The 17592-nt window shown below is 58.6% G+C and carries 17 protein-coding genes, 1 tRNA gene and 1 pseudogene; 16 read left to right on the forward strand and 3 right to left on the reverse strand.

Going from position 1 to position 17592, the window contains the following annotated elements:
- Positions 1-47 precede the first annotated feature (47 nt).
- Complete coding sequence (locus tag EAO39_RS09250) at positions 48-350, reverse strand: SWIB/MDM2 domain-containing protein (protein ID WP_120967131.1); 303 nt, start codon at positions 348-350, stop codon at positions 48-50.
- Here EAO39_RS09250 and EAO39_RS09255 point away from each other — a divergent pair.
- Together EAO39_RS09255 and rraA are read left to right on the forward strand one after the other, a co-directional pair.
- Positions 274-534 carry a hypothetical protein gene (locus tag EAO39_RS09255; RefSeq protein WP_162989456.1) on the forward strand — a complete coding sequence of 87 codons (261 nt, stop codon included), beginning with the start codon at positions 274-276 and terminating at the stop codon, positions 532-534. The two genes, EAO39_RS09250 and EAO39_RS09255, sit on opposite strands and share 77 nt — an antisense overlap.
- 173 nt (positions 535-707) lie before the next feature.
- On the forward strand, positions 708-1238 hold the full coding sequence (gene rraA / locus EAO39_RS09260; RefSeq protein ID WP_120967133.1) for a ribonuclease E activity regulator RraA: 531 nt from the start codon (positions 708-710) through the stop codon (positions 1236-1238).
- Between the two features lie 3 nt (positions 1239-1241).
- Here the strand turns inward: rraA and EAO39_RS09265 are convergent, their stop codons facing one another.
- Complete coding sequence (locus EAO39_RS09265) at positions 1242-2144, reverse strand: DMT family transporter (RefSeq protein ID WP_120970867.1); 903 nt, start codon at positions 2142-2144, stop codon at positions 1242-1244.
- Between the two features lie 483 nt (positions 2145-2627).
- Between EAO39_RS09265 and aceA the strand changes: the two genes are divergently transcribed.
- The 11 genes and pseudogenes from aceA to EAO39_RS09320 form a co-directional block, all read left to right on the forward strand.
- On the forward strand, positions 2628-3959 hold the full coding sequence (gene aceA / locus EAO39_RS09270; RefSeq protein ID WP_120967134.1) for an isocitrate lyase: 1332 nt from the start codon (positions 2628-2630) through the stop codon (positions 3957-3959).
- 352 nt (positions 3960-4311) lie between these two features.
- Positions 4312-6243 (forward strand): threonine--tRNA ligase, encoded by a 1932-nt coding sequence (gene thrS / locus EAO39_RS09275; protein ID WP_120967135.1) that lies wholly within the window; start codon positions 4312-4314, stop codon positions 6241-6243.
- An 83-nt stretch (positions 6244-6326) separates the two neighbouring features.
- A complete protein-coding gene (infC, locus tag EAO39_RS09280) occupies positions 6327-6953 on the forward strand; it encodes a translation initiation factor IF-3 (protein ID WP_120967136.1) in 627 nt (208 codons plus the stop codon).
- A gap of 258 nt (positions 6954-7211) precedes the next feature.
- Positions 7212-7415 carry a 50S ribosomal protein L35 gene (rpmI, locus tag EAO39_RS09285; protein WP_120967137.1) on the forward strand — a complete coding sequence of 68 codons (204 nt, stop codon included), beginning with the start codon at positions 7212-7214 and terminating at the stop codon, positions 7413-7415.
- Positions 7416-7441: 26 nt separating this feature from the next.
- Entirely contained in the window at positions 7442-7801 is a 360-nt protein-coding gene (gene rplT, locus EAO39_RS09290) for a 50S ribosomal protein L20 (RefSeq protein WP_120967138.1), read from the forward strand.
- A gap of 186 nt (positions 7802-7987) precedes the next feature.
- Positions 7988-9043 (forward strand): phenylalanine--tRNA ligase subunit alpha, encoded by a 1056-nt coding sequence (gene pheS, locus EAO39_RS09295; protein ID WP_120967139.1) that lies wholly within the window; start codon positions 7988-7990, stop codon positions 9041-9043.
- Positions 9044-9204: 161 nt separating this feature from the next.
- Complete coding sequence (gene pheT / locus EAO39_RS09300) at positions 9205-11658, forward strand: phenylalanine--tRNA ligase subunit beta (RefSeq protein WP_120967140.1); 2454 nt, start codon at positions 9205-9207, stop codon at positions 11656-11658.
- A gap of 29 nt (positions 11659-11687) precedes the next feature.
- On the forward strand, positions 11688-12014 hold the full coding sequence (locus tag EAO39_RS09305; RefSeq protein ID WP_120970869.1) for an integration host factor subunit alpha: 327 nt from the start codon (positions 11688-11690) through the stop codon (positions 12012-12014).
- A gap of 195 nt (positions 12015-12209) precedes the next feature.
- Positions 12210-12650 carry a MerR family transcriptional regulator gene (locus tag EAO39_RS09310; protein ID WP_120967141.1) on the forward strand — a complete coding sequence of 147 codons (441 nt, stop codon included), beginning with the start codon at positions 12210-12212 and terminating at the stop codon, positions 12648-12650.
- A 31-nt stretch (positions 12651-12681) separates the two neighbouring features.
- Positions 12682-12758: transfer RNA gene (locus tag EAO39_RS09315), tRNA-Pro, on the forward strand.
- Between the two features lie 168 nt (positions 12759-12926).
- Positions 12927-13082: pseudogene (locus EAO39_RS09320) on the forward strand (IS5/IS1182 family transposase); the annotation flags it as partial.
- 126 nt (positions 13083-13208) lie between these two features.
- On the opposite strand, the gene EAO39_RS09325 reads toward EAO39_RS09320, so the two are convergent.
- A complete protein-coding gene (locus tag EAO39_RS09325) occupies positions 13209-14114 on the reverse strand; it encodes a LysR family transcriptional regulator (protein WP_120967142.1) in 906 nt (301 codons plus the stop codon).
- Between the two features lie 142 nt (positions 14115-14256).
- Here EAO39_RS09325 and EAO39_RS09330 point away from each other — a divergent pair, with 142 nt between their 5' ends.
- From EAO39_RS09330 to EAO39_RS09340, 3 genes are read left to right on the forward strand one after another with little or no spacing between them, the layout of a single operon-like run.
- Positions 14257-14466, forward strand: a complete 210-nt coding sequence (locus tag EAO39_RS09330; RefSeq protein WP_120967143.1) for a DUF3311 domain-containing protein — start codon at positions 14257-14259, stop codon at positions 14464-14466.
- A 20-nt stretch (positions 14467-14486) separates the two neighbouring features.
- Positions 14487-15878: a sodium:solute symporter family protein gene (locus EAO39_RS09335; protein WP_120970871.1), complete on the forward strand. Its 1392-nt coding sequence runs from the start codon at positions 14487-14489 to the stop codon at positions 15876-15878.
- 34 nt (positions 15879-15912) lie between these two features.
- Entirely contained in the window at positions 15913-17583 is a 1671-nt protein-coding gene (locus EAO39_RS09340) for an amidohydrolase (RefSeq protein WP_120967144.1), read from the forward strand.
- The last annotated feature ends 9 nt before the right edge of the window (positions 17584-17592 follow it).

Here is a 17592-nt window from a genome sequence, read left to right on the forward strand (position 1 = left end):
CGGTTTTTTTATGGGACAGCGCCTGCGGGCTCTGCTCCAGCGTCAGCTTACTTGACGTGCTTGCCGATCAGGCCGGCCATCTCGAACATCGAGACTTGGGGCTTGCCGAACACTTCCTTGAGCTTGGCGTCGGCGTTGATCATGCGCTTGTTGGCAGCGTCTTGCAGCTTGTTGGCCTTGATGTAGACCCACAGCTTGCTGATGATCTCGGTGCGGGGCAGGGGAGCAGCGCCCACCACGGCAGCCAGAGCAGGGCTGGGAGTCAGGGGTTTCATGAAGGCTGCGTTGGGAGTGCGCTTCTTTGCGGGTGCTGCTGCGGGTGCAGCCGTTGCCTTCTTTGCAGTTGCCATGTTGCTTATTCCTAATTGGGAGTGGATTCTGTACCAGCGAAAGACAGCTGCTATCCACTGGCACGGTGATGCTAATGGCAAAAAAACGCTCTTCCAAGCTGAGAATGGGTTTTTTTGCCTCGATTTGTTGTTCCAAGGCCAGTATGGGCAAGTTTTTGCGGGTTTGTCCGGGGCGTCGGGGTGAAAAACCGGTTTTTCGCAGGTGTCTGCCTACTTCTGTCACGAGGGCGCAGCAGCGTGAAGGCCGGTCATGAGGGTGATGGCGGCGAGGCGTAGGAGGTCTGGATTCAGGCAAGATGTGCTGCGCTTTGCATGCGGTGTAGCGCTATGGGTACAACGAAATTTGGGGAGAGAGGTATGAGCGATTCTCGACAGTTGGCCGCCACGGCTGAGCAGGCCTTCAGCACCTGCGACCTTTGCGATGCCTATCTGACGGACGATAGTGGGCGGTTTCGCGTGCTGCCAGCCGTGTTTCGCCACTTTGGTGCCGTGGTGCGTTTTCGCGGCCAAGTCAGCACGGTGCAGTGCCTGGACGACAACAGCCTGGTACGTGCCGCGCTGGCAGAGCCCGGCAACGGGCGTGTGCTGGTGGTTGATGGCGGTGGCTCGCTGCGGCGCGCGCTGGTGGGCGGCAATGTGGCGGCCTCGGCCGCGAAAAACGGCTGGGCTGGCGTGCTGGTCTATGGCTGTGTGCGGGATGTGGCCGAGCTCAATGCCACGCCCGTAGGTCTGCTGGCACTGGCACTTCAGCCCATGCCCACCGTCAAGCAAAACCAGGGCTTGCGCGATGTGGCCGTTCAGATTGCAGGCTGCCTGGTACGCCCTGGCGACTGGCTGTATGCCGATGAAGATGGCGTGGTGGTGGCAGACCGCAATCTGCTGGATTAAAGCCTATGCCTTGGCCCGCGCCGGCCAGGTGGCAATCACCACGCTGGCCAGTGCGATGCCAAAGGCCAGAAACTGCACCGGGCTGATGCGCTCGCCCAGGGCCAGCATGCCCACCAGTGCAGCGCTGATGGGCAGCAAGACGGTGAAAATGCCGGCTTGAGAGGCCGCTACGGCGCGCAGCCCGGTCATCCACAGCCACACCGTCCATACGCAGGCGGCCAGTGCGTAAAACAGCAGCAGGCCCCAGATAGGCAGTTGGATCTGGCTGAAGTCGAACTGCCAGGCCAGATAAATACCCATGGGCGTGGAGAGCACAAAGCCCCAGAGATTGATCAGGGCCGTGATGCGCTTGGGGCTGACGCTGGCGGTGAGCTTTTTGCCGATCACCGCATACAAGGCTTCGCAGAGCACGGCCGCAATCAATAGCAACTGGCCCAGCAACGGTGAAGCGTTGCCAGCATGGGTATCGCCGCTTCGGCTCAATGCATTGAGGCCGATACCCAGCACTGCGAAAACAATAGCTGCCCACGTACGTAGGGCAACGGCTTCGCGCAGAAAAATCCAGCTCATGACGGCCACGGCGGCTGGAATGGCCGCCATGGTGACGCCTGCAGTCACGGCGCTGGTTATGGCCACGCCGGTAATCATGCACAGCGTGAACAGGAAGTTGCCAAAAAAGGATTCGAGAAACAGCAAGATCTTGGTCTGCCCCGACATCCTGGCTTCGTGGCTGGGGCGCTTGAGCCAGCCCAGCATGGCAATGGCGCCGATGCCAAAACGCAGCCAGGCCAGCAATACCACCGGAAAAACGAGCGCCAGAGGTTTGCTGAGTGCCACATAGCTGCCGACCAGAGACATGCTGAGTGCCAGGCAGAGAAAAGCGATGGGGCGGCTGGGAGTGAACATGGGTGGTGTGGCAAAAGCCTGGCGGTGAAGCCCGGCAAGCATAACGGCCGGCAGGATAGCGCTGGACGCTTGCTGATGATCTTCATCAGGCTGCGGGACTGTACTCCATGGCACAGGGGTGGACTTAGTTCCAAGGCCGGCCGACCGCCGAGTCAACCGGGTCAGATATTTGCAGCAGCAATGCAGCCGTTTGTCTGAACCTGAATGTGACTAGTGCATTCATACGATGCGTGTATATTTTTCACTGAAACGGTATACGGTTTCGTATTGTGAAATATCGGAATGTTGCATTGCCGCAATTTTTCTCAATATGAGAAATCAATTTTCATATTGAGAAATATAAAAATAACTTGTTGTTTTAATTGATTAAAATATTTAGTCTTTTATAAGACACAAGAGTTGCTGCAATGCCCGATTGCTCGTAAATTTGATTCCAAGGACGAACACCCGAGTCACCTTGCTTCAACATCAAAGGAGTGCAACATGCCCCAATCTCTGAACCAGCAACTGAGCCGTGAACAGCAAATCGCCGCCCTCGAGAAGGACTGGGCACAAAACCCCCGTTGGAAGGGCGTGAAGCGTGGTTACTCCGCCGCCGATGTGGTGCGTCTGCGCGGCAGCATGCAGCCCGAGCACACCCTGGCTCAACGCGGTGCAGAAAAGCTGTGGGAAAAGATCAACGGCGATGCCAAGAAGGGCTATGTGAATGCCTTCGGCGCCATCTCCGCCGGTCAGGCCATGCAACAAGCAAAGGCCGGTCTGGAAGCCGTGTATCTGTCGGGCTGGCAAGTGGCTGCCGACGGCAACACCTCGGAAACCATGTACCCCGACCAGTCGCTGTACGCTTATGACTCGGTGCCCACCATGGTGCGCCGCATCAACAATACCTTCAAGCGTGCCGATGAAATCCAGTGGGGCCGTGGCGTGAACCCCGGCGACAAGGAATTCATCGACTACTTCCTGCCCATCGTGGCCGATGCGGAAGCTGGTTTCGGCGGTGTGCTCAACGCTTTCGAGCTGATGAAGAACATGATCGCTGCGGGTGCATCCGGCGTTCACTTTGAAGACCAGCTGGCTGCCGTAAAGAAGTGCGGCCACATGGGCGGCAAGGTGCTGGTGCCCACGCAAGAAGCCTGCGAAAAGCTGATTGCGGCCCGCTTTGCTGCTGACGTGATGGGCGTGCCCACCATTGTGCTGGCCCGTACCGATGCGGAAGCCGCCAACCTGATCACCAGCGACCACGATGCCAACGACAAGCCTTTCCTGACCGGCGAACGTACGCAAGAAGGCTTCTATCGCGTCAAGAACGGTCTGGAGCAGTCCATCAGCCGTGGTGTGGCCTACGCTCCTTACGCCGATCTGGTGTGGTGCGAAACCGGTGTGCCCGATATCGGCTTTGCCCGTGAGTTTGCCCAAGCCGTGCATGCTGCCTGCCCCGGCAAGCTGCTGAGCTACAACTGCTCGCCATCGTTCAATTGGAAGAAGAACCTCAACGACAGCCAGATCGCATCCTTCCAGGAAGACCTGTCTGCTCTGGGCTACAAGTTCCAGTTCATCACACTGGCCGGCATTCACATCAACTGGTTCAACAGCTTCAAGTTCGCCCATGCATACGCTCAAGGCGAAGGCATGAAGCACTACGTGAACATGGTGCAAGAGCCCGAATTCGCAGCCCGCGAGCAAGGCTACACCTTCGTGTCGCACCAACAGGAAGTGGGTGCCGGTTACTTCGATGATGTGACCACGGTGATTCAAGGTGGCAGCTCCAGCGTCAAGGCGCTGACTGGCTCTACCGAGGAAGAGCAGTTCCATTGATCCGCAAGGAGTCGTGAAACTGCATAGGTTGTAAATAGTGGGGTTATGGCGCCCGGGGCTTGTGTCTCGGGCGCTTTTTTTATTGCCGGGTTAAAATGCGACCCAGCATTTATCCATCAACAATTTTCAAGGGCGAGAAAGGCATGCTGGTTATGACACCGCGAACTACATCGGAGATGTATTTCAGCTGCTAAAGGCAGCTGGCGGTTCGCGCCTGCACGAGTCATCTCGATACCCTCATCAAAGCGCGGACTAGTTCCGCGCTTTTTTGCATTCTGGCGGTGGGCCAGCAGCAAGCAGATCAAGCTCAGGCTTTCTCCTCTTACAAGAATTTGCTCAGACAAGGAATTTCATGATCAACATCACGCTCCCCGATGGTTCCAAGCGCGAATATCCAGGCCCGGTCTCGGTCGCTGAAGTCGCGGCCTCGATTGGCTCCGGCCTGGCCAAGGCGGCTCTGGCCGGCAAGGTCGGCACGGGTGACGATGCCAAGGTGGTGGACACCAGCTTTGTGATCGACCAGGACATGCCCTTGTCCATCGTGACAGCCAAGGATGCTGATGGCCTGGAAGTGATTCGTCACTCCACAGCTCACTTGCTGGCTTATGCCGTCAAGGAGCTGTTCCCCGAGGCGCAGGTCACCATCGGCCCCGTGATCGAAAACGGCTTCTTCTACGACTTCTCGTACAAGCGCCCCTTTACCCCCGAGGACTTGGTCGCCATTGAAAAGCGCATGACCGAGCTGGTCAACAAGGATGAGCCTGTGCAGCGCCGCGTGTTGCCGCGCGATGAAGCCGTGGCCTACTTCAAGAGCCTGGGCGAGAACTACAAGGCCGAGATCATTGCCTCCATTCCCAGCAACGAGGATGTGAGCCTGTACCGCGAAGGTGCGTTTGAAGACCTGTGTCGCGGCCCCCACGTGCCCAGCACCGGCAAGCTCAAGCACTTCAAGCTGATGAAGGTGGCTGGCGCTTACTGGCGCGGCGACCATCGCAATGAAATGCTGCAGCGCATTTACGGCACGGCCTGGGCCACCAAGGACGAGCTCAAGGACTATCTGTTCCGGTTGGAAGAAGCCGAAAAGCGCGACCATCGCAAGCTGGGCCGCGAACTGGATTTGTTCCACATCGACGAGCACTCGCCAGGCACCGTGTTCTGGCATCCCAAGGGCTGGTCGGTCTGGCAACAGGTCGAGCAGTACATGCGCAAGGTCTACCAGGACAACGGCTATCAGGAAGTGAAAGCGCCTCAGATTCTGGACAAGACCCTGTGGGAGAAGACCGGTCACTGGGACAAGTACCGCGAAAACATGTTCACGACCGATTCGGAAAAGCGTGAATATGCCTTGAAGCCCATGAACTGCCCGGGCCACATCATCATCTTCAAGCAAGGCATCAAGAGCTACCGCGATCTGCCGCTGCGCTTTGGTGAGTTCGGCAACTGCCACCGCAACGAGCCCACGGGTTCGCTGCACGGCATCATGCGTGTGCGTGCCTTCACGCAGGATGACGGCCACATCTTCTGTACCGAAGACCAGATCCAGGCCGAGGTGACAGCCTTCACGGCCCTGCTGCAAAAAGTCTATGCAGACTTTGGTTTCACCAACATTCTGTACCGCCTCTCGACTCGCCCCGAAAAGCGCATCGGTACTGATGAAGACTGGGACAAGGCCGAGCACGCCCTGGCCGAAGGCCTGCGCGCATCCGGTTGCGACTTTGAGTACCTGCCTGGCGAAGGTGCGTTCTACGGTCCCAAGATCGAGTACACCTTGAAGGACGCGCTGGGCCGTGAATGGCAGTGCGGCACGATTCAGGTCGATCCCAACTTGCCCGAGCGTCTGGATGCCGAATTTGTGGGCGAAGACGGCGAGCGTCACCGCCCCATCATGCTGCACCGCGCCATCCTGGGTTCGCTGGAGCGCTTCATCGGCATTTTGATTGAGCACCACTCCGGCGCGCTGCCTGCCTGGCTGGCTCCCGCCCAGGCAGCCGTGCTCAATATCACGGATGCACAGGCGGACTACGCTCAGGAAGTCGCGCAAAAGCTGCAAAAAGCATTGCCGAATCAATCCCTTAGAGTGGTGACAGATCTGCGCAACGAAAAGATTACGTATAAAATACGCGAGCATTCCATGCAGAAGCTGCCTTATATCCTTGTCGCAGGCGACAAAGAGAAGGCAGCTGGTGCGGTTGCAGTGCGCGCCCGAGGTAATAAAGACCTCGGTGTGATGTCGGTCGAGGCCTTTATTGAGCTGCTCTCTAACGACATCGCGGCCAAGGCCTGATACAAAGAGACTTTGTTGTGGCTAGCTGGCTTGCGTGCAGTGCACGCAAGCGGCTACGCTGTTGTAGCCATTTAAATCCAAGGGTGAAAACCATAGCTACTGAATTTCGCGATCGGCGCCACCGTGAAGAGCGCAAGCACCGTCTGAACCGAGAAATCATGGCGCCTGAAGTGCGTCTGTCGGGTCCTGAAAATGAGCCGCTGGGTATCGTGTCGCTTCAGGAAGCGCTGCGCATGGCTGGTGAGCTGGATGTCGATCTGGTGGAAATTGCCGCTACGGCCAATCCCCCGGTCTGCCGTTTGATGGATTACGGCAAGTTCAAGTACCAGGAACAGAAGAAGGCAGCTGAGGCCAAGGCCAAGCAGACTGTCATCGACATCAAGGAAGTGAAATTCCGTCCCGGTACCGATGATGGTGACTACAACATCAAGTTGCGCAATATCCGCCGTTTCCTGGCGGAAGGCGATAAGGTGAAGGTCACGCTGCGTTTCCGCGGCCGTGAAATTACCCATCAATCGCTGGGTCTGGACCTGCTCAACCGCCTGCGTGACGACCTGTCGGACACCATTCAGGTGGAGCAATTCCCCAAGCTGGAAGGCCGTCAGATGATCATGATGGTGGCTCCTTCCCGCAACAAAAAGCCTGTTGTTGCTGCAAAACCCCAGGGTGACGCAGCCGCTTCTGCACCAGCAGAGGCAGATAAGGCATAATCTCGGTTTGCCTTGATGGCAGAAGTGGGTTGGCGCAAGCGGCCCACTTTTGTTTTTGCTGCGCCGCTGGCGCGCTCAAGGCGAAAGCAAAAGTCGGTCATGGCTTGGCAACTTGTTCCAGACCGCAGAATTTGCAGGCTTGCCTGCAAAACATGGGCTCAGGTTTTTCTTGAGCCCATGCATAAGTGCCTCGGTGGCTAGCGAAGTGCGTGCAGTGTTGTGCGCCGCCTCACGAGCACAATGTATAGGAGCATTCACATGCCCAAAATGAAGACCAAGAGCAGCGCGAAGAAGCGTTTTCGCGTTCGTCCAGGTGGTACCGTCAAGCGCGGTCAAGCCTTCAAGCGTCACATCTTGACCAAGAAGACCACCAAGAACAAGCGTCACCTGCGTGGTGCAGTGAATGTGCATGAGACCAACATGGCCTCCGTTGCACAAATGCTGCCCGGCATGGGCCTTTAATTCACTGACGAACAAGGAGTAATAACATGCCTCGCGTCAAACGTGGTGTAACGGCCCGTGCCCGTCACAAAAAAGTAATCGCCCTTGCTAAGGGTTTCCGCGGTCGTCGCGGCAATGTCTTCCGCGTCGCCAAGCAGGCGGTGATGAAGGCAGGCCAATACGCCTACCGTGACCGTCGTAACAAGAAGCGCGTGTTCCGCCAACTGTGGATCGCCCGTATCAACGCCGCTGCACGCGAACTGGGTCTGACATACAGCCAATTCGCCAACGGCCTGAAGAAGGCTGCCATCGAAATCGACCGCAAGATGCTGTCCGATATCGCTGTGCACGACAAGGCTGCTTTTGCAGCTATCGTCGACCAAGTCAAGGCCAAGCTGGCTGCCTGAGGTCACGATCGGTAGTTACTCTTAATTTAGTAGCTGCTGGTGCACAAACAGCAAGGGCTAGGGCTTGAAAAGGCACTAGCCCTTGTTTTTTTGTCGCTGAGATGGTCCTGGCGCTCGCGCTTCATGTGAAGCGGTGGTGTTGAAACGAGGACTGTCTTGGGTAATTAACGTCGATAAAGAGTCGATATGAACGAGTTGGATTCTCTGGTCGAAAGCGCTAAACAGCTGTTTGCGCAGTCACAAACCCCTGCCGATCTGGAAAATGCCAAGGCGCAGTTTCTGGGCAAGTCGGGCAAGATGACCGAGCTCATGAAGGGCATGGCGCAGCTTTCCGTCGAAGAGAAAAAATCGCGCGGTGCTGCCATCAACGTGGCCAAGCAAGCGATTGAAGCCGCTTTGACCGCTCGCCGCCAAGCCCTGGCTGATGCCGAACTGCAAGCTCACCTGAAGGCTGAAGTGCTGGACGTGACGCTGCCCGGCCGTCGTCGCGGCACCGGTGGTCTGCATCCCGTGTCGCTGACGCTGGAACGCATCGAGGGCATTTTTGGCTCCATGGGTTTTGATGTGGCCGAAGGCCCAGAGATTGAATCCGACTGGTTCAACTTCACGGCGCTGAACACGCCCGAAGACCATCCTGCTCGTTCCATGCACGACACCTTCTATGTGGAAGGCGGTACCAAGCAGGCGCCCAATTTGCTGCGCACGCACACCAGCCCCATGCAGGTGCGTCATGCGGTGCAGCATGTGAAGAAATACCGCAATCAGCTCGACGCCGGCCAGACCATGCCCGAGATCCGCGTGATTGCTCCCGGCCGCACTTACCGTGTGGACTCGGACGCCACCCACTCGCCCATGTTCCACCAGTGCGAAGGCCTGTGGATTGGCGAGAACGTGAGCTTCAAGGACTTGAAGGTGGTGTTCACCGACTTCTGCAAGACCTTTTTTGAATCGGATGATCTGGTGCTGCGTTTCCGCCCCAGCTTCTTCCCTTTCACCGAGCCTTCGGCTGAAATCGACATCCAGTTCCAGAGCGGCCCCTTGGCCGGCAAGTGGCTGGAAGTGGCGGGCTCCGGCCAGGTGCACCCCAACGTGGTGCGCAACATGGGTCTGGACCCCGAAAAGTACATCGGCTTTGCCTTCGGCATGGGCCCCGATCGCCTGACCATGCTGCGTTATGGCGTGAACGACCTGCGCCTGTTCTTCGACGGCGACATCCGTTTCCTGTCGCAATTTCAGCAATGAAAAAGTGAGCTGGCTGCGCTGATTCCTTAAGGATTTCCAATATAAAACAATCAGAAATCCAGGCGCGAAAAGCACAAGCAGCTCCTTTTTTGAAAGCAAGATCGCCATACAGCCAGTTGATTCCCCTGTGGCAACTGGCCTGAACGCCAAAGAGTCTGACTATGCAATTTCCTGAATCCTGGTTGCGCGAATACTGCAACCCGAAGCTGACGACCCAAGAGCTGGCCGACACCCTGACCATGGCCGGCCTGGAAGTCGAAGAGCTGGACCCTGTCGCTCCTCCTTTCACCGGCATCGTGGTTGGTGAAATCAAGGAAGCCGTGCAGCACCCCGACGCTGACCGTCTGCGCATCTGCCAAGTCGATGTGGGCGGCCCCGAGCTGCTGAACATCGTCTGTGGTGCGCCCAACGCGCGCGTGGGCATCCGCATTCCCTGCGCCACCGTGGGCGCTGCACTGCCGCCCGGCGAAGATGGCAAGCCCTTCATGATCAAGATCGGCAAGCTGCGCGGCGTGCAAAGCTTTGGCATGCTGTGCTCGGCCAAGGAGCTGGGCATTGCCGACGATACCGGCGGCCTGCTGGAGCTGCCGCTGGATGCGCCTCTGGGCCAGAACGTGCGCGAGTACCTGAATCTGGACGACACGCTGTTCACGCTGAAACTCACGCCCAATCTGGCGCACTGCCTGTCGGTCTACGGCGTGGCTCGCGAGCTGTCGGCGCTGACCGGCACACCTTTGAAGGCGCTGTCGTTCCCGCAGGCGGCTGTGGCCTTGCAAGACAAGCTGCCCGTGAAGATTGAAGCCACCGATCTGTGCGGTCGCTTCTCGGGCCGCATCGTGCGCAATGTGAACACCCAGGTGAAGACGCCCCAGTGGATGCTGGATCGTCTGGCCCGCTGTGGCCAGCGCGGCGTCTCGCCCCTGGTGGACATCTCCAACTACGTGATGTTCGAGCTGGGTCGCCCCAGCCATATCTTTGATCTGGACAAGATCAGCGGCGGCCTGAACGTGCGTTGGGGCAAGCAGGGCGAAACGCTCAAGCTGCTCAATGGCAACACCATCGAGATCGACGACTTCATCCCCGTCGGTGTGATCGCCGACGACCAGCAGGTCGAATCCCTGGCTGGCATCATGGGCGGCGATGCGACCGCCGTGTCGGACGACACCAAGAACATTTATATCGAAGCGGCGTTCTGGTTCCCCAAGGCGGTGGCCGGCCGTTCGCGCCACTTCAATTTCTCTACCGACGCCGGCCACCGTTTCGAGCGTGGTGTGGACCCCGAGTTCACCGTCGAGCACATCGAGCGCATCACGGCGCTGGTGCTGGAGATCTGCGGCACGCCCGAGACGCAAGTCGGCGCCATGGACGACCAACAGCCGAACATGCCGGCCGCCAAGACCGTGCAACTGCGCGTGGCCCGTGCGGCCAAGGTCATCGGCATGGCCGTGACCCAGCAGCAATGCCTGGATGCCTTGAACGGCCTGGGTCTGCCCGCGACGGTGGCGTCTGAAGGCGTGATCAGCGTGACTGCGCCCACTTTCCGCTTCGACATCAATCTGGAAGAAGATCTGATCGAAGAAGTGGCCCGCATGATCGGTTACGACAACCTGCCTACCACCAAGCCGCTGGCGCCCATCTCGCCCAAGTTGCGCGCCGAGAACCAGCGCAGCCCGTTCGGCGTGCGCCGTGAACTGGCCGGTCTGGGTTATCAGGAAACCATCAACTTCAGCTTTGTTGAAGAAAAGTGGGAGCAGGAGCTGGCCGGTAACCACAACGCCATCAAGCTGCTCAACCCCATTGCCAGCCATTTGAGCGTGATGCGCTCGTCGTTGCTGGGCTCTTTGCTGCAGGTTTTGAAGTTCAACGTGGACCGGAAGGCCCAGCGCGTGCGCGTGTTCGAACTGGGTCGCGTGTTCTTCAAGGATGACTCCGTGGTCGAGTCCGACACCACCGTCAAGGGCTTTTACCAGCCCATGCGCGTGGCAGGGCTCGCCTACGGCGCTGCCGACCAGCAGCAATGGGGTAAAGCCGAAACCAAGGTGGACTTCTACGACGTCAAGGGTGATGTGGAAGCCTTGTTGGCGCCATTCAAGCCTACGTTCGAGCCCGCAGAACACCCAGCCATGCACCCCGGCCGCTGCGCCCGCGTGTTGCTGGGCGGCAAGGCCATCGGCTTTGTGGGCGAGTTGCACCCCAAGTGGCGTCAAGGCTGGGATCTGGCGCAAGCGCCTATCCTGTTCGAGCTGGAACTCGATGCTGTGCTGGCCCGCGAAGTGCCCGTCTTCAAGCCCGTAGCCAAGCACCAGGCCGTGGAGCGCGACATTGCCGTCGTGGTCAAGGAAGCCGTAACCCATGCGCAAATCATGGATGCGATCTTTGCCGCCAAATCCGATGGCATCTTGCGCAATGCCGTGCTGTTTGACGTGTTCCGCGCCAAAAAGCTCAAGGCTGGCGAAGAAGCGGCTCCAGGCAGCCTGGCCCAGGACGAGAAAAGCCTGGCCGTACGCCTGACGCTGATGAGCGACGAAGGTTCTCTGGCCGATGCGCAAATCGAGCAGACGGTGCAAGCCGTGCTGGCCCAATTGCAAGAGCGTGCCGCAGCACGTTTGCGCTGATGATGTTCAATCCACAAGGAGATCGCCCCATGGAGCTTGCTGTTGAAAGCATTGACAGCCCCGCGCTGACCAAGGCGCAACTGGCCGATCTGTTGTTTGAAGAAATCGGTTTGAACAAGCGCGAAGCCAAGGATATGGTTGATGCGTTTTTCGATCTGATCTCCCAAAGTCTGGTGGATGGGGAAGATGTCAAGCTCTCGGGTTTTGGCAATTTCCAGATTCGCACCAAGGCACCGCGCCCCGGCCGCAATCCGCGTACCGGCGAGCTGATTCCGATTGCTGCCCGCCGCGTGGTTACCTTCCACGCCAGCAGCAAGCTCAAGGAATTGATTCAGGCGGAAAAGCCCGGCGCTTAAGCGGCGCCTAGCCAACGCTGAAGGCGCGCAATCGCACAATTGCGCTGCAGGCCAAGTACACCATCGAATGGAACCTGGCCTGTCGTAGAGCTGACCAGTCTTGCTTCAAGCAATTGAAGTCCGGCTTGTCAGCTCTTCGCGCTATATTGCTCATCTTTACTTCCCGGTAACTTGCATCCATTGACTGCAACCGACATGGCTTCACATCTGCCTGCCATTCCAGCCAAGCGCTACTTCACCATTGGTGAGGTGGCGGATCTGTGTGAGGTAAAGCCCCATGTGCTGCGCTATTGGGAGCAGGAATTCACCCAGCTCAAACCCATGAAACGCCGCGGCAACCGGCGCTACTACCAGCACCATGAAGTGCTGATGGTGCGCAGAATCCGTGAGCTGCTGTACGAGCAGGGTTTCACCATCAGCGGCGCTCGCAACCGCTTGCGCGAGACAGGTCTGGCCGGCCGCTCGACGGCCAACGAGGCAGCGCTGGGCATTGCCGCAGAAAGCGAACAGGCTGCGCTGCAGTCGCAATTGCTGGAGGAAGTGCTTGCCTCCAAGCCTTTGGGAGCCGTACCGGCGCTCTGCATGCAAGGGATCAAAGAAGAGCTTTTGCAGATCAAAGCATTGCTTTCACTTTGAGCTTTGAATTTCTGTGTATAATTCAAGTCTTCGGAATGTAGCGCAGCCTGGTAGCGCACTTGCATGGGGTGCAAGGGGTCGCGAGTTCGAATCCCGCCATTCCGACCAAACTAGATAAGGGCTCCTAGCTATGAAGTTAGGAGCCCTTTTTCTATTGAGTCGTGTCTGGCTGCAGGGGCGCGGCGCAGGCTTCCAGGCAAAAGCCAATGCGTCTGGGACTGCTCAAGACACATCACTCCCGATATCTCCTCGTTTTGCAAATAGGGCCCCTAGGGCAGCCTGGTTGAGACCCAAATGAACTGCATCAAGCGACTGGGCGAGCGGGTCATGTCTAGAACTTCTGAGCGCCTGGTCAACGAGCTGCACATCCGTGCCGCCATTCTCAAACGATTCGCTGAACTGGGCCGTCCTCAGGCGGACGGCGTGGCCTAACTTCCTCTGGGGTTGGGGTCACTCGACCTAAAACAGATTGATGCAACAACGCGGTTCAGAAATGAGCTGGAGTTTTTCGTTTGGGGCGCAATAGTTTTCGCGCAACATCAGCAGCCGCATGAAGGCCTACATCGCAGCCCAATAGTGTCGTGTAAATGAGTACAGCAACTCCAGCACGGGGGAGAGTGTGCGGCCTGTGGTGCGCGCGATGCCGTAGTGGCCGTAGCTGCCAGGGTCTGGGGTGATGGGGACTTCGACGATGGTGCCATTGGCTCGCTCCTGTCTGGTGACTGCGAGGATGCCGAAGAGCATTGTGTCGCTGGCCAGGGTGACTTGGCGCAAGGTTTCCAGATCGTTGCAGTGTAGGGTGAAGAGCCTGTCCTGCTCGGCTTCGGGGCCCCATAGGTGGGTGAGGCCGCGGGTGATGGCGGTGCTCAGCGTGGTGGTCGCCAGTGGGTAGCGGCGGATGGTGTCAAAGTCGATGACGGACTCGCTCAGGATCGGGTGGCTGGCGCGGCAGACGAGGCCTGCGTGCAGGTCGCCCAATGGCTCGAATTCCACGTCGTTCCCGGCGGCGCGAAGGATATAGCCGTCGCCGACGATGGCATCGATGCTTTCGTGGGATAGGCTTTTTAGCAGTGTTTGGGTGGAGCTGACTTCGGTGCGAACCTTGATGCGTGGGTGCTTCTGTGCCATGTGGATGAGAAACGGCGTGAGTAGCAACGCGGCCGGGCCAGGTGCGAAGCCGACGTTGAGCTGGCCTTCCTGAGCGCCGCGTAGCAGTTCTATGTCGCGCTGCAATTGCGTCATTTCAAGGCGGATGCGTCTTGCACGCTCGGCCACCAGCTCGCCGAAGCCCGTGAGCCTTGCGCGCCTTGCGCCGCGATCAAAGAGCTGCGCCTTGAGTTCGTCTTCCAGCGACCGGATGCTGCGACTTAACGCGGGCTGGGTGAGGTGGACCGCTCGCGCTGCGTCAGAGAAGGTTCCATGGTCAACGATGGCCAGCAGGTGCTTGAGCTTTTGCGAATCCATAATTTTCTCTCATGCTTTTTAATTGATATTTGCATTTGAATTATATGAACGTTGTTTCTACTATCTGATTTCATAAGGCGGCAAAGAACTGCCATTCGATTTTTTTCGATAGTAGACAGACAAGTAAATCAGGAGACAACACATGCTCAAGGTGTTCATTGGGCTCGGGATACCGTACCTTGCGGTAGTCGGGCTGCTTCCGTGGGTCGCTTCGGTTGACCGTTTTGTGTTCGGCGTGCCGTTCATCTACATGTGGATCTTCATCTGGTTCGTGCTCACCTCCGGGTGCATGTACGCGGTGTGGCATCTGTTCGATCGTCACGAGCCCGATGTGGCCGTCGACCAGCACTGAAGTCAAGGAGCAGCATCATGATGGCTTCACTCGTTTTTCTCGGCGTCATTCTTTACTCCCTCTATCTGGCCATCCGCTCGCGCAAGGGCGGTGGCGAATCACAGAGCGTGCATGACTTCTTTGTGGCTTCGCGGCAGTTTGGCGCGTGGCTGGTGTTCTTCCTGGCGGCCGGAGAGGTCTACAGCATCGGCACCATGGTGGGATTTCCGGGCGGCATCTACGCCAAGGGCCCAACTTACGGCGTCTGGTTCCTCGGCTACATCCTGCTGGCCTATCCGCTTGGCTACTTCCTTGGTCCGAAGATCTGGGAGGCGGGTGCGCGCTTCAACGCGATCACCTTGCCCGATCTGTTCAAGGGCCACTACAAGAGCCGCGCGCTGGAACTGATCGTTGCGGGTTCGGCGATTCTGTTTCTGCTGCCGTGGGGGCAGTTGCAGTTCACGGGCCTCGTGGCTGCACTCAAGGGGCTGGGCTGGAACTTCACGCCACTGCATCTGGTGCTGATCTCCGCTGCGCTTGCGTTCACCTACATCGCCATTTCGGGCGTGCGGGCCACGTCATACATCGCCATCCTCAAGGACGTCGTGATGCTGGTGGCGATCATTGTCGTCGGTCTTGCGGTGGCCATGCATGCAGGCGTCGCCGATGTGTTCGAAGCGGCCAGCAAGCAGGTAAGCAACCACATGAATCCGACCGAGTTGCGGTTCTCGATGAGCACCATCTTCTTTCAGGCGATGGGTTTCTACATGATGCCGTTCGCAATCCAGAACTTCTTCACGGCCAAGAGCGCGAACACCATTCGCCGCACGCAGATCGTGATGCCGCTGTACATGCTGATGTACCCGTTCCTGGTGCTTGCGTCGTACTACGCCATCAGCCAGAACCTGCAGCTCGCATCGCCCAATGAAGCCTTCTTTGCTGCGGCCATCCGCCTGCTGCCGGGTTGGTTGCTGGGCTTGGTGGCGGCAGGGGCTGCGCTGTCTGGGCTGTTGGTGCTCGCGGGTATCTGCCTGGCGATCGGCCCTATCGTCACACGCAATCTGATTCCATCGATGCCTGAGCAAAAGCAGAAGTTCGCTTCCAAGATCGTGATCGTCATCTATCTGATGATGTCCATCGTGATGACGCTCTTCACGCCAAATCTGATGCTCACGCTGATCAACACGGCGTATTACGGCGTCACGCAGTTCTTCCCCGGCATGTTGGTGATCCTGTTCAAGCGCAAGGTGCGTCCGGCTGCCGTGGCCATGGGCATTCTGGTGGGGCAGGTGTCGGCCATCGTGATGTATGTGGTGCAGCCCGATTTCGGTGGTTTCAATCTGGGCCTCATCAGCCTTGCTGCCAACGTGGCGGTGATGTTCGCTCTGCACGTGGCTCTGCCGCGTCCCGTGGTGCGTTTGGGAATGGCTTGATCGAATTAGAGAACCGCAAGAGTTGGATATGCAAATGAAAAAAGAGACAGGCCATTCAAACCCCAACGATACGGTGCAGGTGTTTGCCGCGCGTAAGGTGCTCACCATGAACGTGCAGCAGCCAGAGGCCACGCATGTGGCCGTGCAGAACGGCAAGATCCTGGCGGTCGGCAACGCCGCCGACATGGCGGCATGGCCCGATGCGCAACCAGTGGACACCTTTCGCGACAAGGTGCTGATGCCCGGTCTGATAGAAGCCCACTGCCATCTGATGGAAGGCGCGATGTGGGATGCGATCTATCTGGGCTACTTCGATCGGCGTGATCCGGATGGCAAGCTGTGGACAGGCCTGCGCACGCTGGAAGCGGTGCTTGCGCGCCTCAAGGAGGCCGAGGTGCGCATGAGCGATGCCGATGCGCCGCTGCTGGGCTGGGGCTTTGATCCGATTCTGTTCGGCACCGAACGTCTGTCGGTCAAGGAACTGGACACGGTGTCCGCCACTCGCTCCATCGTCATCATGCATGCGAGCGTGCATCTGATGAATGTGAACTCCGTGATGCTGGCGCAGGCAGGCATCGATGAAGACACCGACATCGACGGCGTGCACAAGGATGCGGACGGCCAGCCCACGGGCGAGCTGCAGGAGTTCGCCGCGATGTTCCCGGTGCAGAAGCTGCTCGGCAAGTCGATGACGCTGGCTGCGGCCGAGCAGGCCGAGGCCGTGTGGAAGTTCGGCCGTGTCGCGCAGCTCGCGGGCGTGACCACAGCGACTGATCTGGTGAGCGATCTGACGCGGGCAGGTCTTGAAACGCTGCACCAGGTGACGGCAGACCCTCAATATCCCATGCGCGTGGTGCCCGCATTTGCACCGCAGCGCAATCCCGATGGTGGCGCAGCGCGCGTGTTGCAGGCCATCGGGGATCAGACCGACAAGCTGCGCTTTGGCCCAGTCAAGTTCATTGTCGATGGCTCGATCCAGGGCTTCACCGCGCGGCTGCGCGAGCCGGGTTATTTCGGCGGCCAGCCCAACGGTCTGTGGCTGATTCCGCCATCGCAACTGCAGGATCTGTTCACGCCTTTCCACACGGCGGGTTTGCAACTGCACATCCACACCAATGGCGACGAGGCCACGGAAGTGGTGCTCGACGTGATCGAGAAGATGCTTGCTGCGCATCCGCGCGACGATCATCGCCACACGCTGCAGCATTGCCAGCTGGCCGACCGGGCCCAGCTTGAACGTGCAGCGAAGCTGGGCATGTGCATCAACTTCTTCTCCAACCACCTCTACTATTGGGGCGACGCACATTCCAGTCAGACCGTGGGGCCGCAGTGGGCTGCACGCATGAATCCGGCGGAGACGGCGCGGCAATTGGGCATCACGTTTTCGCTGCACTCCGATGCGCCGATCACGCCGCTCAACCCGCTGTTCACCGCCTGGTGTGCGGCACATCGGGCCAGCGCAAGCGGCAAGATTCTCGGTGAAAGCGAGCGCCTGTCAGTTTCCGACGCACTGCATGCCGTGACGCTTGGCGCGGCCAAGACGCTGAAGCTGGAGCACATGATTGGCAGCATCGAGCAGGGAAAAATGGCGGATTTTGCAGTGCTGGAGGACGATCCAAGCAGCGTGCCAGTCGAGCGTCTGAAAGACGTGCAGGTGTGGGGCACGGTGCTCGGCGGCAGGGCCTTTGCGGCACCACGCTGCTGACCGGATTTG

The sequence above is a fragment of the Comamonas sp. lk genome, from assembly GCF_900564145.1.
GTDB lineage: Bacteria > Pseudomonadota > Gammaproteobacteria > Burkholderiales > Burkholderiaceae_C > Comamonas.

Bases quoted from the DNA above. Each gene is read 5' to 3' on its own strand.
- EAO39_RS09255 (WP_162989456.1), top strand. From the start codon at position 274: ATGAAGGCTGCGTTGGGAGTGCGCTTCTTTGCGGGTGCTGCTGCGGGT.
- EAO39_RS09250 (WP_120967131.1), bottom strand. From the start codon at position 350: ATGGCAACTGCAAAGAAGGCAACGGCTGCACCCGCAGCAGCACCCGCA.
- rraA (WP_120967133.1), top strand. From the start codon at position 708: ATGAGCGATTCTCGACAGTTGGCCGCCACGGCTGAGCAGGCCTTCAGC.
- EAO39_RS09265 (WP_120970867.1), bottom strand. From the start codon at position 2,144: ATGTTCACTCCCAGCCGCCCCATCGCTTTTCTCTGCCTGGCACTCAGC.
- aceA (WP_120967134.1), top strand. From the start codon at position 2,628: ATGCCCCAATCTCTGAACCAGCAACTGAGCCGTGAACAGCAAATCGCC.
- thrS (WP_120967135.1), top strand. From the start codon at position 4,312: ATGATCAACATCACGCTCCCCGATGGTTCCAAGCGCGAATATCCAGGC.
- rpmI (WP_120967137.1), top strand. From the start codon at position 7,212: ATGCCCAAAATGAAGACCAAGAGCAGCGCGAAGAAGCGTTTTCGCGTT.
- rplT (WP_120967138.1), top strand. From the start codon at position 7,442: ATGCCTCGCGTCAAACGTGGTGTAACGGCCCGTGCCCGTCACAAAAAA.
- pheS (WP_120967139.1), top strand. From the start codon at position 7,988: ATGAACGAGTTGGATTCTCTGGTCGAAAGCGCTAAACAGCTGTTTGCG.
- pheT (WP_120967140.1), top strand. From the start codon at position 9,205: ATGCAATTTCCTGAATCCTGGTTGCGCGAATACTGCAACCCGAAGCTG.
- EAO39_RS09305 (WP_120970869.1), top strand. From the start codon at position 11,688: ATGGAGCTTGCTGTTGAAAGCATTGACAGCCCCGCGCTGACCAAGGCG.
- EAO39_RS09310 (WP_120967141.1), top strand. From the start codon at position 12,210: ATGGCTTCACATCTGCCTGCCATTCCAGCCAAGCGCTACTTCACCATT.
- EAO39_RS09325 (WP_120967142.1), bottom strand. From the start codon at position 14,114: ATGGATTCGCAAAAGCTCAAGCACCTGCTGGCCATCGTTGACCATGGA.
- EAO39_RS09330 (WP_120967143.1), top strand. From the start codon at position 14,257: ATGCTCAAGGTGTTCATTGGGCTCGGGATACCGTACCTTGCGGTAGTC.
- EAO39_RS09335 (WP_120970871.1), top strand. From the start codon at position 14,487: ATGGCTTCACTCGTTTTTCTCGGCGTCATTCTTTACTCCCTCTATCTG.
- EAO39_RS09340 (WP_120967144.1), top strand. From the start codon at position 15,913: ATGAAAAAAGAGACAGGCCATTCAAACCCCAACGATACGGTGCAGGTG.